The sequence below is a fragment of the Methylotuvimicrobium sp. genome (assembly GCF_050611805.1).
GTDB lineage: Bacteria > Pseudomonadota > Gammaproteobacteria > Methylococcales > Methylomonadaceae > Methylotuvimicrobium.
The window spans coordinates 105,126-119,852 of record NZ_JBNGHF010000005.1 but is presented as its reverse complement, the minus strand read 5'-3'; the positions used below and the strand labels follow the sequence as shown (position 1 = coordinate 119,852).

At 46.7% G+C, this 14,727-nt stretch carries 10 protein-coding genes; 5 read left to right on the top strand and 5 right to left on the bottom strand.

Features of this window, described 5'->3' with window-relative positions:
* Positions 1–561: 561 nt before the first annotated feature.
* Genes ACRJJO_RS04430 through ACRJJO_RS04420 form a run of 3 tightly spaced genes read right to left on the bottom strand, consistent with a single transcriptional unit; the run spans position 562 to position 2,436 of the window.
* Entirely contained in the window at positions 562–771 is a 210-nt protein-coding gene (locus tag ACRJJO_RS04430) for a dodecin (RefSeq protein WP_341326473.1), read from the bottom strand.
* Positions 764–1,444 carry an N-acetylmuramate alpha-1-phosphate uridylyltransferase MurU gene (gene murU / locus ACRJJO_RS04425; protein WP_431064700.1) on the bottom strand — a complete coding sequence of 227 codons (681 nt, stop codon included), beginning with the start codon at positions 1,442–1,444 and terminating at the stop codon, positions 764–766. Before murU ends, ACRJJO_RS04430 begins: the two co-directional genes overlap by 8 nt.
* On the bottom strand, positions 1,441–2,436 hold the full coding sequence (locus ACRJJO_RS04420) for an aminoglycoside phosphotransferase family protein (RefSeq protein WP_431064699.1): 996 nt from the start codon (positions 2,434–2,436) through the stop codon (positions 1,441–1,443). Before ACRJJO_RS04420 ends, murU begins: the two co-directional genes overlap by 4 nt.
* Positions 2,437–2,582: 146 nt before the next feature.
* Between ACRJJO_RS04420 and ACRJJO_RS04415 the strand changes: the two genes are divergently transcribed.
* The 3 genes from ACRJJO_RS04415 to ACRJJO_RS04405 all read left to right on the top strand — a co-directional run bounded on the left by ACRJJO_RS04415 (position 2,583) and on the right by ACRJJO_RS04405 (position 7,207).
* The gene (locus tag ACRJJO_RS04415; protein ID WP_431064698.1) at positions 2,583–5,264 is read left to right on the top strand and encodes an LPS-assembly protein LptD; all 2,682 of its coding nucleotides are present in this window, start codon (positions 2,583–2,585) and stop codon (positions 5,262–5,264) included.
* Between the two features lie 18 nt (positions 5,265–5,282).
* Positions 5,283–6,572 carry a peptidylprolyl isomerase gene (locus ACRJJO_RS04410; RefSeq protein ID WP_431064697.1) on the top strand — a complete coding sequence of 430 codons (1,290 nt, stop codon included), beginning with the start codon at positions 5,283–5,285 and terminating at the stop codon, positions 6,570–6,572.
* 65 nt (positions 6,573–6,637) lie between these two features.
* Positions 6,638–7,207 (top strand): DbpA RNA binding domain-containing protein, encoded by a 570-nt coding sequence (locus ACRJJO_RS04405; RefSeq protein WP_431064696.1) that lies wholly within the window; start codon positions 6,638–6,640, stop codon positions 7,205–7,207.
* Between the two features lie 353 nt (positions 7,208–7,560).
* Here the strand turns inward: ACRJJO_RS04405 and glgA are convergent, their stop codons facing one another.
* Both glgA and glgB read right to left on the bottom strand, forming a co-directional pair.
* Positions 7,561–8,991 carry a glycogen synthase GlgA gene (glgA, locus tag ACRJJO_RS04400; protein WP_431064695.1) on the bottom strand — a complete coding sequence of 477 codons (1,431 nt, stop codon included), beginning with the start codon at positions 8,989–8,991 and terminating at the stop codon, positions 7,561–7,563.
* 467 nt (positions 8,992–9,458) lie between these two features.
* Positions 9,459–11,678 carry a 1,4-alpha-glucan branching protein GlgB gene (gene glgB / locus ACRJJO_RS04395; protein ID WP_431064694.1) on the bottom strand — a complete coding sequence of 740 codons (2,220 nt, stop codon included), beginning with the start codon at positions 11,676–11,678 and terminating at the stop codon, positions 9,459–9,461.
* A gap of 91 nt (positions 11,679–11,769) precedes the next feature.
* On the opposite strand from glgB, the gene glgC reads away from it, so the two are divergent.
* Both glgC and ACRJJO_RS04385 read left to right on the top strand, forming a co-directional pair.
* On the top strand, positions 11,770–13,044 hold the full coding sequence (glgC, locus tag ACRJJO_RS04390) for a glucose-1-phosphate adenylyltransferase (RefSeq protein WP_404359764.1): 1,275 nt from the start codon (positions 11,770–11,772) through the stop codon (positions 13,042–13,044).
* Entirely contained in the window at positions 13,034–14,725 is a 1,692-nt protein-coding gene (locus tag ACRJJO_RS04385) for a glycoside hydrolase (protein WP_404359766.1), read from the top strand. The genes glgC and ACRJJO_RS04385 overlap by 11 nt, the downstream gene beginning before the upstream one ends.
* Positions 14,726–14,727: the final 2 nt, after the last annotated feature.

The window sequence follows — 14,727 nt, the reverse complement described above, 5'->3', positions numbered from 1 at the left end:
GGCACCCGGGTGGCTGTCAAAGGCGCAGCACTCAAATTATCCAAGACAATTAACCATGACCAATGAGCTATGGAATTTAGGTGCAGGTTTTACGGCGGTCCTCGATAGACACACTCTATAGCGATCATGAAGGCCCGGCCATCGCCCCGGCAAATGAAAGTTCTCTGGTGGCGGAGGGTGCGGTCACTCGCCCGACAGGACGCCGTAAACCCAGCACCTCAATTCCATGGCCTATTGACCATGATTGATTACATAGATAATTTAGGTGCTGGGTAAATACATCCATGTAGGCTCGACGGCGGCTCGAGCGCCAAGGATGGCGCCAATGCAGATTTTGCAGGAGCAAAAATCTGCCCTGCCGCCGACACCTGTCGATCGAGCAACCGCACCCTCTCCGGAACCGGCATTTTCTCTGTCGAGCGCCGTATATCGAAAAATTAGATAAAGAGCTAAAATCTACGACCTTCACATTACTAAAATGATGTCGCTCGATTTTTCATTACGAAAGGAGTAGGTTCATTTTATGGTTTGTTCCGCCGGTTGACTGATCAAGATATGGGACTAATCTTTCAGCGTAAACCCGACTTTAATAGTGACTTGCCAGTGCGCCACTTTGCCTTGGTCGATATGGCCGCGGGTTTCGACGACTTCCAGCCAGCGCAAATCGTGCAACGTATTAGCCGCTTTTGCGACGGCCTTTTCGATGGCGTCTTGAATGCTGACGGATGATGAGCCGGTCAATTCGATTTTTTTGTAAATATGGTCAGACATGGTGTGTTCCTCGCTGTTGATAAAGGTGGTCTAATTCTTTTAGCCTTTGCGGCGTTCCGATATCCATCCAGAAACCGTTAAATATTTCCCCCGACACCCTATTTAGACGCATGGCTTCGCGTAAAATCGGTGCAAGTTTGAGGGTGCCTTGTCGGCTCTCGGCAAATAAATCCGGATGATAAAGCCCAATACCGCTGAAAGTATATTTTTCGGCAACACTATCGCTTAATAGATCGCCGTTAAATCCGAAATCGCCTGATGGGTGATGTTCGGGGTTGTTGACTAAAACCAAATGCGCAAGATCGATTTCGCGTTGTTTGAGCGTTTTAAATGGAAAATTCGTTGCGATATCGCCGTTTACGACCAGAAAGGGTTTGTTATCCAGCAAAGGCAAAGCGCGGATAATGCCTCCGGCTGTTTCCAGTGGTGTTTCGCCCTCGTCCGAATAAGCGATGCTCACGCCAAATCGGCGGCCATCGCCCAGGTAGTCGATGATTTGGCTTCCCAGATGCGCCACATTGATTACAATATCGCTAAAACCCGCATCGCGCAAATTCTCCAGCAAATGCACGATAAGCGGTTCACCGCCTACCATCAATAAAGGTTTAGGCTGGCGGTTGGTTAAAGGGCGCATTCTTTCGCCGCGGCCCGCGGCCAGAAGCATCGCTTTCATGTTTTTCTCCTGAAAGCCGGCAGAATTTGCCGGTTTAGAAAGCCTGCAAATTCCGATAGCTCGGGATAGTGGATGCTGGTTTCGATAACATAATTTATTGTTCGAGGGATATCATTAAGATAAGCGGACTTTCCGTCTCGTAAGTGTAATCTCGCGAAAATGCCGATAGCTTTTAAGTGACGCTGTAAACCCATCAGGTCGAACCAACGTTTGAATTGCGCTTGACTGCAGTCGATCGTTCCCTGTTGAAGAAGGCGCTGAAAATAACCGTTTCTCCAAAGATCGATTTGCGCTTTCGGCCAACTGATATAGCAATCTTTCAGCAGCGATACCAAATCGTAGGTGATCGGGCCTATTACCGCATCTTGGAAATCGATTATTCCAGGTTTGTCGTCGCCAAGGTCCATTAGGTTGCGTGAATGATAGTCACGATGTACGAAGGTTAAGGGTTGTTCTAAGGCTGAAGTAATCAGAAATTCATTGACATCGGTTCCGAGCGGTTCGGGGATGGGGGTGTTCAGGAAGCGCGAAGTAAACCATTCCTCGAAAATGCCTAGTTCCCGAATTAGCAGCGATCGATCGTAATGAGGAATTTCGAGGTTATTGATCGCAATTAGTGTTTGTTGTTGAAACAAACTGTCGAGGGCGTATTGATACAGGCGTTCTGCGTTCGATGGCTTAAGACAGTCCAAATAGCAAACTTTACCGAAGTCTTCGAGTAATAAAAAGCCGTGTGTGAGGTTCGATTGAAAAATTGTCGGCACATGAATACCGGGAACGGATAAAAGCTTGGCGACCTTGATAAACGCCTCTAGATTTTCTTTGTCGGGTGGCGCGTCCATGACAATGTAAGTCGTTCCTTGCGAGTATATTCTGAAATAGCGGCGAAAACTGGCATCACTCGATGCCGGTTCAAAACGGTCAATGGCTAGCGACAGATCGTTCGATAGCCAATCGAGCATTAAAGCGGCTCGAGGGTCTTCGTTGGTCATAGTGGAATGGGATTCTTTAAGTTATATTGCTGGAGTAAATTGAGGTAGAATGTCCGTTCGGCATTTTATTCTATTTAAGCCTAATCAAGCCATACTTACTCCCATACTTACCTATGCACTGCCGCATCATTTTATTGTTTTTCTTAATGGTTAGCTCGACTTGTTCTCAGGCGAATGAGCCGGCGTGGGATTGTGAACAAAACGGCAGCGGAGAATGGGTTTGCGGGGCCGATGTGCCGATTGTTGAAAGCTCAAAGTCTGTTACGGTTTCGGAGAGCACTGAGGCAGCAGGCAGTTCTGTCGTTACGCAAAAAAACGTTCCTAGTCTCGACAAGGTTGCGAAAAATCCACTGGAAGCGAATAAGCAAAATCAGCCGCAGCAGGAGATTGTTCAGTTAGAGCCGCCGCGCAAAATCGCAAGAGCCGCAGGATGGGATTGCGCTGCCGGAGAAGGAGATGAAACCTGGAATTGTAGTCTGACCGGTACCGATCCGAAAGGCAAGCCGCGTGTGATGCCGGATGAGCGGCGTAGCTTCAGCTTATTGTCGCCTGCTTTCGATCATGAGCAGGAACTGAATTTCGATATTATGCATTCGCAATTGCCTTACGATCCTTGGGAAAACTGCACAACATCATTAGGCGCTCCGCCTGGATTTTTATCGACCAAAGATCTACGGGACGAGACGCCGATGGATATTCGGGCCGATTATTCGGAAATTTTCGATAATGAAATTACCGGTTTTTTCGGTAATGTCGATATTGTTCGGGCCGATCAGCGTATGGCCGCGGATACCATGCATTACGATACCATATCACAAACTCTCGATGCGCAAGGACACGTTTATTACAGCGAAGATGCGCTGTCTTTATACAGCGACACGATGATGTTGAAACTGGCAAGCGATGAGGCCCGGTTGCGTAATACTTTGTTCATTTCGCCGACGACGCCGCTGAGAGGCAGCGCGCGAACTGTCTACCGAGATAGCAAGGTTTTGTCACGTTACAATGAAGTCGCCTTCACAAGCTGTAAGCCCGGCAATACCGATTGGGTTTTGCATGCATCGGACTTAAAGCTGAACAAGGAAAGCGGCGAAGGTTCGGCTAAACATGCTTGGCTCGAGTTTAAGGGTGTTCCGATTATTTATACGCCTTATATCAGTTTTCCACTCGATGATCGTCGCAAGTCCGGATTTTTAGCGCCGAATTTATCCGTCAATGATAGAAACGGCTACGATATCGCGCTGCCTTATTATTGGAATATCGCACCTAATTATGACTTGACCTTTCGTCCTAGATACATGACAAATAGAGGCATGCAGTGGGGCGGCGACTTTAGGCATTTGTCCGAAATGACCAATAGCCGCTTACAATTTGAAGTGTTGCCGGATGATCAAATACGCAATAAAACGCGATATCTCGCCGGTATTCAAAATACCACGACATTTTTGCCGAATTTGATTTCGACGATCGATGCGAATTATGTCTCCGACGACGATTATTTCGACGATATGGGCAATAGTATTACGATTAACGATACTCGTTTTTTAAGAAGCCATGCCGACATTCGTTATAGCATGCCGGGCGTATCGTTCTTTTCGCAGCTTGAAAGCTATCAGACGACGGATAGAACCATTCCTAAAGAGAATCAACCCTATCGTCGACTGCCTCAAGCGAGGTTGGATTTAAATCATTCATTCGATTTCATGCCTTTAGATGTTTCCATGGGGTCGGAATATGTTTATTTTCAACAAGACCAGCGCGTTAGCGGTCAGCGTTTCAATATAGAGCCGGCTGTCGCCGTTCCGCTAGAAGTGGCAGGTGTTTATTTAACACCAAAATTGTCACTCAAACACACTCAATATATGCTGGAAAATCAGGAGGCAGGCAAACCCGATAGCATTACCCGTACCTTACCGATATTTTCGGCCGATACCGGGTTTACGCTGGAACGGGAATTCGGCGCAGGCGAATCGTCTTATGTTCACACGATTGAGCCGCGTTTGTTTTATCTCTATATTCCCTATAAAGATCAGCGTGATATTCCGTTATTCGATACCGGAGAATACGACTATAACTTCTATAGTATATTCCGGGAAAACCGTTTCAGCGGCTCCGACAGAGTTCAGGATGCCAATCAAGTGACGGCCGCTTTGACCAATCGAATCCTCGATCCGCGAACGGGTCGTGAAAACATGAGGCTTAGCATCGGCGAAATTTTTTATTTCCGCGATAGGCTAGTGGAACTGGATAATATTGATCCTAGAACTGGCCTCCCAAGAGATCGCAATGATGCCGGTAATCCGCTTTTAGTCAACCAACAATCGACGACCAATAGTTTCGCTAATTTGATTGCCGAATTCAGTGCGCAATTGACCGAGCATTTGTCGCTGAGGACAACCGGGCAGTGGGATCATGCACAAAACGACCTAACCCGAGGCGAGGTGGTGTTGCGTTATACGAACAGGCCTGAGCAGTTGGTTAATTTAGGCTATCGTTTTCGCCAGGATTTAACGGAAGTGGCGGACTTCTCTTTTCGCTGGCCGATCTATGATAATTGGTATGCGGTTGGGCGATGGCAGTATTCAATGTTGTTTGATAGAACGGTGGAAAGCTTCGCTGGTTTTGAAAAAGAAAGTTGCTGCTGGCGTTTTAGAATCATTGGGCGGCGTTATATTAATAGTATTAATGTGTTTGCCGGCCAAGAGCCTACCGGTGAAGCGCAAACCGGCGTATTTGTTCAGTTGGAATTGAAAGGCTTAACGGCATTCGGCGACAGGCTGGATGAATTTTTCGAACGAAATATCTACGGCTATGTCAGACCGCAATAAATTGACTGATTGTTTACTATGAAAAAGCATTTTATCAGCGGCGTTTTGATCGCAGTAATCAGTATTTCCGTCCCGGTTTTTTCGCAGACACTGGATCGTATCGTTGCAATTGTCGAAGATGATGTGATTCTCGATGGCGAGTTGCAAGCGGAAGTCGATGTCATCGCGCAACGCATCAAAGCCAGTAACGCGGTAGTGCCGCCGTCGTATATTTTGCGCAAGCAAGTGCTTGAAAAATTGATTATCGAAAAGCTGCAGCGGCAGCTGGCAGAAAGGTCCGGCATCGCCTTGAATGATGAAATGTTGGCTAGTGCCGCGGCAGACATCGCGCGCAGAAATAATATGACGCCGGCAGAATTTCGTGTCGAACTGGAAAAACAGTCGATTTCTTATCGCAGTTTTTTGGAAAACCTGCGTAACGAAGTCATCATTAATCAGTTGCGGGGCAGAGAAATCGGCAGTCGCGTTAATGTTAGCGATCGGGAAGTCGAGCATTTTCTCGAAACCGAAAGTAAACTCGGCGGCGAAGCCACTCAATACCATTTAGGGCATATTCTGGTGGCCATTCCGGAAGGCGCTTCGTCGTCAGTGATACAGAAAGCCAAACAAAAAGCCGAGGAAATTATTCAGGATTTACGGGGCGGGCGGGATTTCGTGCAGGTGGCGATGAGTCGATCCGACAGCAGCGAAGCCTTGACCGGAGGCGATTTAGGTTGGCGCTCGATTAATCAGGTGCCCACTTTATTTGTCGATGAGGTCGGCGACCTGAAGCAGGGCGATGTTTCGGACCCGATTCGAAGTCCCAGCGGCTTCCATGTCATAAAAATGCTAGAGCTCAAAGGCGGCGATCAGCAGCATATTGTGACTAAGACGCATGTTCGTCACATACTGATCAAAACCAATGAGCTGATTGACGACGACGAAGCGAAAAAAAGACTGAATAACTTAAAGCGCAGAATTGCCGATGGCGATAGTTTCGATGCGCTGGCCAGAGCACATTCCGATGATAAAGGGTCCGCACTTAATGGTGGAAGTTTGGATTGGGTGGCGCCCGGTGCGTTGGTTCCCGAGTTCGAAAAGGCGATGAATGCATTGGCGATCGACGAAATTAGTAAACCGGTTCAAACGCAATTCGGTTGGCATCTGATACAGGTGCTCGGTAGAAAGCAGCAAGACGATAGTGAGGACTACAAAAAGGAACAAGTAAGAGAAGCGATTCGTAAACGTAAGATTGAAGAAGAAACCGAATTATGGCTGCGGCGTTTGCGCGATGAAGCTTATGTTGAGGTATTTCATGATAGGCTTTGATTCGATGAGGTTTGCTTTAAATTCACGTTTAGCACGATAATCGCAGGATTGGCATCGAGACCTGAATGAGACTTAAGGAAGACAGGATAATACAGTGTTTAAGGCGGGTTATCGAAACGCAAGCATTGCACGAAGAGCGACAAATGCTTCAGCAAATACTGGATGAATTAAACCTGGGGTTATTGGATTGCGCAGCTGCTTTGTTGCATCTGCAACAGCTTGAAGGCGGCATGCGAATGATGCCGGAAACGAATGTTTTGGATTCGTCTATTTCGGACATAGTTTCCGTTATACCCAAAATGGTTCGTTATCGGTTGTCGGTCGGTCATAAACATGGCGCGTCGAAAGAGATAATCAAAGATGTGTTGGTCGATGAATCCGGTGTCGAAAGGAAAATGATTCGCCTTGTCGATATACGAAACGAATTCACTATTGTGGAATTACCGGAAGGCATGCCGGAGGATATTTTTCAACATTTGAAAACGATTGAGATTCAACGGCAAAAACTGGATATCAAAAAAATAAACGCTAATTCAAACAAGAAAAGAGCGAATAATGCGCGTCGGCGAAAAAAGCGTATGTCTCGGTTAGATAGCAAGGACCCGGAAAAGCTTAAATGTAAAGAATTGGCTTAAGGGTTTTGTGAGTTACTCAGCAATTGCCGAGGAGCAAAAAATCTGTCCTGCCGCCGACACCTGCCAATCGAGTTACCGAGCCCTCCATAAAACAGGGAAGTTATACCTTTCGCACTTCAAATTTCGGCATTATCGCAGGAGGCCTTGGGGTGCTCGGTAAAGGCTTTGCCAGCATGGAGCTGGCATAGAGCCTACATGGACGTATTTACCCAGCACCTAAATTATCTATGTAATCAATCATGGCCAATAGGCTATGGTATTTAGGTGCTGGGTTTACGGCGTCCTTTGGCGGGCACCCCAAGGCCGAATTTTCATCTACGATGGGTATATTTACGACCAAACCCTTAATCGAGTTATAAATGATCATAGAGCGATAAATACTGTTTAGCGCTACTATTCCACGAAAAGTCTTTCTTCATGGCATTGGTTTGCAGTTGTGTCCAAATTTCCGGGACCCTATATAAAATCAACGCGCGTTTGATGGCTTCCAGAAGCGAACTGGGGGTCGATTCATTGAAGGTAATTCCGGTTGCCGTTTTGTTGTCAATCGTATGGGGTAGAGCATCGACTACCGTATCTGCAAGGCCGCCGGTTTTCCTTACGATCGGCAAAGTTCCATAGCGTTGACTATACATTTGGTTTAATCCGCAGGGCTCGAAGCGCGATGGCATCAAAAAAATATCGCTTCCCGCTTCTATCCAATGAGCCAATTGTTCATCGTAGCCGATAGTAATAGACATTTTTTCAGGGTAGGCTTCGGCAAAATTATATAAACGTTGTTCGAAGCTTTTGTTGCCGCTACCGAGTAAGACAAATTGTACTGGCATACTTAATAATTCCGGCAAGCATTCTAATAGCAAGTCGATACCTTTTTGTTCAACCAAACGGCTAATTAATCCGAAAATGGGAATGGACGGCTCGAGAGGCAGTGAGAGGCGTTCTTGTAATGCGGCCTTATTGGTTTGTTTGTGATGGAGCGTTTTATGGTTGTAGCGCTGGACGATATTGCTGTCGAATTCAGGATTCCAGTCATTGTCGGTTCCGTTGAGTATACCGCTTAGAAATTCCTTGCGATGGGTTAACAAGCCTTCTAGCCCGTAACCAAACTCGGATGATTGAATTTCTTTGGCATAGGTCGGACTTACCGTCGTTACTCGATCGGAACAAGCAATGCCGCCTTTTAAAAACGACATGTTGCCGTAATACTCAAGTGCATTTGGATTCCAAAGCTGTCTTGGAAGATTAAGCGCATTGTAGGTCGAATAAGGAAAAATCCCTTGATAGGCCATGTTATGAATCGTAAAAATGGTTGCCGGGCGATTGTATTCCAGCGTTAACAAGGCGGGAACCAGGCCGCTTTGCCAGTCGTTGCAGTGGACGATTTCCGGTTTCCAATCTAAGTAGGCTCTGTTCATCGCGACTTCCACGGTTATGCGGCAGAACAGCGAAAAGCGATCGGCACTGTTTGCCCAGGCATTACCGTATTCATCGTGATATGGATTGCCCGGGTAGTCAAAAAACTGGGGGCAATCGATCAGCCATACAATCACTTTCGAATCCGGCAAGCGGGTTTCGAGAATATTGACATCGCAATTATTGATTCTCAACGTACACCGATGTTGGACGTTTTCGGTTTTTTTTATAGCTTGATAGTTGGGTATGATGATACGGATATCTTGGCCTAGATCCGCCAAAGCCTTAGGTAAGCTGCTTGAAACATCTGCCAAGCCGCCGGTTTTTATTAAAGGATGTGCTTCACTGGTAACAAAAAGAATTCGTTTCATAATTAAATTTAATGGCAGTCAAAATTCGGTTCTAGGCATATCAAGGAATTAAGTTTATCGAGGTATATTTCACCAAAATAGTCGATTGAGGGTTTATTGGCTCACTGTCTGCTGTAGTAGAATCGTCCGGCTTTATTGAAGAATCAGTTTAAACCAGCTTTAAACAAATGTAGTGTCTACGGGATATGCTATTGAATCATAAGGATAAAAAAATGTACCGAAAATGGCTTTGTAATGCCGAAATATTAATTTTGTCATAATATTCAACAGCTTATGTTCGGCAGATGTTAAGGTTGGGTTAAGTTCATTTTTGGGGCTGCGGCAGCTCTATTTGGCGGATATTTTGCCCGTAGGTGCGCCTATCACGCATAAATATCGAAGCGAATTTTCTATAAGCTAGGCAAGTCGTCAGTTAATTTGCGATGCGCAACGGCACGCTGTGTTTTCTTTCTCAAACAGGACTCTATTTAGGGAGCAGAGTTGTTTATAACTTTCGTTTGCCGCGTCAAGATGATTCCGCCTAGCGGAGGTAAAGTCAAGTATATCGATTGTTGGTGTCCCATCCAAGGCTCCGGTTTCGAAAGTATCTCGCGGTTGCCGACGTTGCTGCCTTCATAATAGGCAGAGTCTGAATTAAAGATTTCAAAATAAACCCCTTCGGAAGGCACGCCGATATGATAGTTTTCTCTCACAATCGGTGTGAAATTAAGTATGATGATCAAATCATCATTGGTGCCTTTGCGGCGGTAGCTGATAACCGATTGTTCGACATCATGGCAATCGATCCAGTCAAAGCCGCTGTGATTGAAGTCGTATTGGTGAAGTGCGGGGTGGTTTTTATACAAATGATTAAGATCTTTGACCAAAGTTTGCAAGCCTTGGTGTTGAGGATGCTGAAGTAGATACCAATCTAAGGGTTGGTTGAAATTCCATTCGGTGCCTTGCCCGAACTCAGTGCCCATAAACAATAATTTTTTACCCGGGTAGGTAAACATCAAGGTATAAAGTAGGCGCAAATTCGCAAATTTACGCCATTCGTCTCCCGGCATTCTGTTGAGTAACGAGCCTTTGCCGTGAACGACTTCATCGTGAGAAAACGGGAGGACGAAATTTTCGGTAAAGGCATAAAGTAAGCCGAAGGTCAGTTGATCGTGGTGATAACGCCTGTGTATCGGGTCGCGGCTTATATAATCGAGAATGTCGTGCATCCAGCCCATGTTCCATTTCATCGAAAAACCGAGGCCTCCTGTCCAAGTCGGGCGGGTTACCTGAGGCCATGCGGTCGATTCTTCTGCCATCATGACCGTACCGGGGTGTTGTTCATGGGTTACGGTATTGAGTTCTCGCAAAAAAGCGATTGCCTCGAGATTTTCGTTGCCGCCATACATATTGGGAATCCAGTCGTTTTCATCGCGGGAATAATCCAAATAAAGCATTGATGCGACGGCGTCGACCCTAAGGCCGTCAAGGTGAAATTCTTCAAGCCAAAATATCGCGCTCGCCAGTAAGAAATTTTTAACTTCGTTGCGGCCGAAGTTAAAGATCAGGGTGCCCCAATCTCTATGCTCGCCTTTGCGGGGGTCTTCGTGCTCATAGAGCGCGCTACCGTCAAACCGAGCCAGTGCGAAAAAGTCCTTCGGAAAATGCGCGGGGACCCAGTCTAAAATAATGCCGATATTATTTTGATGGAAGAGGTCGATAAAGTACCTGAAATCGTCGGGCGTCCCATGCCGACTAGTCGGGGCGAAGTAACCCGTTGATTGGTAACCCCAAGACGCATCGAAAGGATGCTCTGTGATAGGCAATAATTCGATATGGGTAAAGCCCATGTCTTTGACGTATTGGATTAACTGTTTCGCGATCTCTCGGTAATTCAAGAAATTGCCGGCATCGTCCCGTTGCCACGAGCCTAAATGCACTTCGTAAATCGACATCGGTTCGTGTAGCCAGTCGCGGGTTTTGCGATAGGTCATCCATTTCGCATCTTGCCATTGATAGGCTTCTTCTTTGACGACGATCGAAGCGGTTTTAGGGCGATGCTCATATTGCTGGGCATAAGGATCTGTTTTAATTAAAATTTCTTGGCTTTGACGGTTCAGTATTTCGAATTTATATAAACAGCCCGCGTCGAGACTCGGAATAAAAAGCTCCCAGATCCCGCTGTTGCCTAGCACCCGCATTAAGTGACAGCGACCGTCCCAGCGGTTAAAATCGCCGACCACGCTAACGCGCGCCGCGTTCGGGGCCCAGACGGTAAATAATACGCCATCGATTCCGTCGATGTTGTGTCGATGCGCGCCAAGTTTTTGGTAGATATGCCAATGCTTGCCTTCGCCGAACAAATGACGATCGAATTCCGGCAATTGCTCGGGAAAGTCATAAGGGTCGTAATCGGTGTGTTGTTGGCCTTCTTTGTCGATCCAAGAAATTTGATAATGTTCTGGTAATTCGCCGGGCTGAGCGGTATATTCAAAAAAGTCAGTTTCTGCGAGTCGAAGTATTTCAGGGCCTTTCTCAGCAAAACGGACCGAATCGGCGTAAGGCAAATAGAGCCTTATTTTGGTCGGACTTACCTTGTTCAGGTTGTTATCGCTGAGTCGACCTAAAACGGAAAAAGGATCGTGATGTTTGGCTTCAATGATTTTGCATAAATCATCACACAGCGGCATATTGGATTGCTTTTTCACTTCGAAACGCCTCAATGTAGTAGAATGATTTTTATCGGAATGTTACCACCTAAGCAACAGATGTAATAGTCAATTCCAGAAGGGGATTAAAATGTCAGAGTCAATCAACCAACCTCAAGACAGGTTCGTCAGTCATCTAACTAGAAATACAATTGCCTTGATTCTTGCGGGCGGCCGCGGCTCACGGTTAAAAAATATGACTGATTGGCGCGCCAAACCGGCGGTTCCTTTTGGCGGAAAATTCAGGATTGTCGACTTTCCGCTATCCAATTGCATTAATTCCGGAATCCGGAAAATCGGCATTTTAACGCAATACAAAGCCGATTCTTTGATTCGACATATTCAACAAGGCTGGGGTTTTTTACGCGGCGAATTCGGTGAATATGTCGATTTGATGCCGGCTCAACAACGCCTCGAAACGTCTTGGTATGAGGGAACAGCCGATGCGGTTTATCAGAATATCGACATTCTTCGAACTCGCCGGCCGGAGTATGTTCTGATATTGGCCGGCGATCATATTTATAAAATGGATTACGGCGAAATGCTTGCCGATCATGTGGCCAATAATGCCGATTTGACCATTGGTTGCCTCGAGGTGACTCTAGAAGAGGCGACCGAGTTCGGAGTCATGGACGTCGATCAAAACCGACGGGTAAAAGCGTTTGTCGAAAAACCCGCCAATCCCCCATCGATGCCGGGTAAGCCGGATAAGGCTTTGGCTTCGATGGGTATTTATGTATTCAATGCGGCATTTTTATTCGAACAGTTGATCAAAGATGCCGATACCAAAGGCTCAAATCGGGATTTCGGCAAGGATATTATTCCTGCGGTTATCGAAAAATACAGGGTCAGTGCCTATCCGTTCCTGAATTTGCAAGGTGATCAAAGTTATTGGCGCGATGTGGGGACGATAGATGCCTACTGGGCGGCAAATATGGAATTAATCGGCGTCAAGCCCGATTTGAATTTATACGATAAAACCTGGCCGATTTGGACCTATCAAGAACAAACGCCGCCGGCAAAATTCGTCTTCGACGACGACAAAAGAAGAGGGCAGGCGGTCGATTCGATGGTATCCGGCGGTTGCGTTATTTCCGGCGCTAAGGTTAGGCACTCATTGTTATTTTCCAATGTCCGGGTTAATTCTTACACGACATTACAAGATGCCGTGGTGCTCCCTGAAGTTAATATTGCACGGCATTGCCGAATTACCAAGGCAATCATCGAGAAAGGTTGCGAAGTCCCTCAAGGCACGGTAATCGGTGAGAACATCGAGGACGATAAAAAAAGATTTCATGTCAGCCCGGGGGGAGTCGTATTGGTCACCCCGGATATGTTAGGACAGAGTAGGCACTATGTCAGATAAAAAACTGAAGCTGGTGATATGTTGGCACATGCATCAGCCAGAGTATCGTGATTTGCAAACCGGCGAATTTCAACTGCCTTGGACTTATTTGCACGTCATGAAAGATTATGTCGACATGATCGCTCACCTTGAAGCGGCGCCAGAAGCCAAAGCGGTCGTTAATTTTGCCCCGATCCTTCTAGAGCAAATCGAGGATTATGCGAGGCAAGTGGGTCGCTATCTGCATGATCGCATCTCATTTAAGGATCCGTTGTTGGCGGCACTGGTTGCTCCATCGATTCCCTCGGATCCCGATGCACGGCTAAAACTAGTCAAGGATTGCATGCGTGCCAATCGAGAGAGGCAGATCGGGAGATATCCGACTTTCCAGAAATTGGTCAAAATGGCCGAATGGATGGAGCAGAATCATGATGCGTTGAGTTATATGAATTCTCAGTTCATTAGCGATCTTCTGGCGTGGTATCACCTGGCTTGGATGGGCGAGAGTGTCAAACTGACTGATGTCAGAGTTAAGCGTTTGATCGCAAAAGGTTCAGGCTACACATTGCATGAACGGATCGAAATTGTCGAAGTCATCGGTGAGCAATTGTCCACAGCGATATGCCGATACAAGGCGTTGGCTAGAAAAGGACGTATCGAGCTTTCGGTAACGCCTTATGCGCATCCGATTATGCCTTTGTTAATCGATATTAAAAGTACATTGCAGGCAATGCCGGATGCTCCGCTTCCCGAACTGGATACTTATCCGGGGGGCGAGGAAAGAGTGAAATGGCATCTGAAACACGGTGTCGAAACCTTTAAGCGATTTTTCGGGTTCACCCCGAGAGGCTGCTGGCCATCAGAAGGGGCGGTTAGTACCGAGACATTGAAGATGCTCTCCGAGTTCGGGTTCGATTGGGCTGCGACCGGCGGTAACGTGTTGCATAACAGCTTGCGATTATCAGGTATCGATAGCGTGAGTCCGCATCATCCGTTTCGCGTTAGTGGAACCGGTATCCCTTGTTTTTTTAGGGACGATGGTTTATCGGATTTGATTGGATTTGAATATTCCAAATGGCATGCCGACGATGCGGTTGCCGATTTGGTCAATCATTTGGAGCAAATCCATAAGCATGATACTTCTACGGATAAGGTGGTATCAATTATCATGGATGGCGAAAATGCTTGGGAGTATTTTCCGCAAAACGGATATCACTTTCTCAGCGCGCTTTATAAACACTTGAGTCATCACTCCGAGATTCAGCTAACAACATTTTCCGAATGCCTCGACCAAGCCATTGAAATACAGTCGCTTCCGAATTTGATGGCTGGAAGTTGGGTATACGGAACTTTTTCTACCTGGATCGGCGATGTCGATAAAAACCGGGGTTGGGATATGTTGGGCGATGCCAAATGGGCGTTTGATAAAGTCGTGTCTACCGGGCGCTTGACCGAGGAACAGTTGGCTCTTGCCGAGCATCAGCTTGCCATTTGCGAGGGATCGGATTGGTTTTGGTGGTTCGGCGATTACAATCCGGGGGAAGCTGTAAGCAGTTTTGAAAAACAGTTTCGTTTGAATTTGAGTAATCTCTATCTGTTGTTAGGAGAAGATCCGCCGGCTTATCTGGCATTATCGTTCACTCAGGGATCCGGAGCTCCCGCCATGGGCGGTACGATGAGGCCGGGTATTGAAAACGTTTAGCC

Bases quoted from the DNA above. Each gene is read 5' to 3' on its own strand.
- murU (WP_431064700.1), bottom strand. From the start codon at position 1,444: ATGAAAGCGATGCTTCTGGCCGCGGGCCGCGGCGAAAGAATGCGCCCT.
- glgC (WP_404359764.1), top strand. From the start codon at position 11,770: ATGTCAGAGTCAATCAACCAACCTCAAGACAGGTTCGTCAGTCATCTA.
- glgA (WP_431064695.1), bottom strand. From the start codon at position 8,991: ATGAAACGAATTCTTTTTGTTACCAGTGAAGCACATCCTTTAATAAAA.
- ACRJJO_RS04405 (WP_431064696.1), top strand. From the start codon at position 6,638: ATGAGACTTAAGGAAGACAGGATAATACAGTGTTTAAGGCGGGTTATC.
- ACRJJO_RS04430 (WP_341326473.1), bottom strand. From the start codon at position 771: ATGTCTGACCATATTTACAAAAAAATCGAATTGACCGGCTCATCATCC.
- ACRJJO_RS04385 (WP_404359766.1), top strand. From the start codon at position 13,034: ATGTCAGATAAAAAACTGAAGCTGGTGATATGTTGGCACATGCATCAG.
- ACRJJO_RS04420 (WP_431064699.1), bottom strand. From the start codon at position 2,436: ATGACCAACGAAGACCCTCGAGCCGCTTTAATGCTCGATTGGCTATCG.
- ACRJJO_RS04415 (WP_431064698.1), top strand. From the start codon at position 2,583: ATGGTTAGCTCGACTTGTTCTCAGGCGAATGAGCCGGCGTGGGATTGT.
- ACRJJO_RS04410 (WP_431064697.1), top strand. From the start codon at position 5,283: ATGAAAAAGCATTTTATCAGCGGCGTTTTGATCGCAGTAATCAGTATT.